Origin of the sequence: Anaerovibrio lipolyticus, from assembly GCF_021531495.1 — a bacterium.
Taxonomy (GTDB): domain Bacteria; phylum Bacillota; class Negativicutes; order Selenomonadales; family Selenomonadaceae; genus Anaerovibrio.
Genome location: NZ_JADYTY010000083.1, coordinates 1 through 559, shown reverse-complemented (window position 1 = coordinate 559; position 559 = coordinate 1). Strand labels below are relative to the sequence as shown.

Genomic DNA, 559 nt, shown 5'->3' with positions numbered 1-559 from the left:
ATATCAACACTGGAGTCATTAGCTATGAGCTGTGCAGGCCCAAAGACATAGACCAGTAAAAGATAATTCTACTGACTCTATGTAAATAACAACTTTCAATCTATATAACATAAAAACACCAACATATACCGTCAAACAATGTGGTGCCTCCATAAGATTAGATTTTAGGTCTAACTTTATGTGGTCACTACTAAAGATGATATATGTTGGTGTTTTCTTTACAACGGCAACTTTATCTATACCATATCAATTTTTTGCCCCAACTGATGACCAAGCTCCCATGCACTCGACCTTGGCAAGCTGAAAATTTAATGGCGATGCTGCTACTTCTTCCCATTCTCTTCCAGTTCCAGCATGTACTTATCAAAGTCAGACATAAACAGCCTGTCCTGAATGACAAGATATTTTTCAAATTCGGTCTCAGCATGAAGCTTTACAATTTCAGCTGACACTTTCCCTGCATCCTGTAAAATACTATAGTCAAACTGGTGCTATGTCAAGATTTAAAGCAAATTAAAATGAGAATTTTCCATCGAAAAATAAATATTTGTTCTCTAAG

Annotated in this window: 1 protein-coding gene; it reads right to left on the bottom strand. The window is 36.0% G+C overall.

The features are described from left to right. Window positions 1-323: 323 nt before the first annotated feature. A complete protein-coding gene (locus I6E26_RS11275; protein ID WP_268824899.1) occupies window positions 324-452 on the bottom strand; it encodes a hypothetical protein in 129 nt (42 codons plus the stop codon). Window positions 453-559 lie beyond the last annotated feature (107 nt).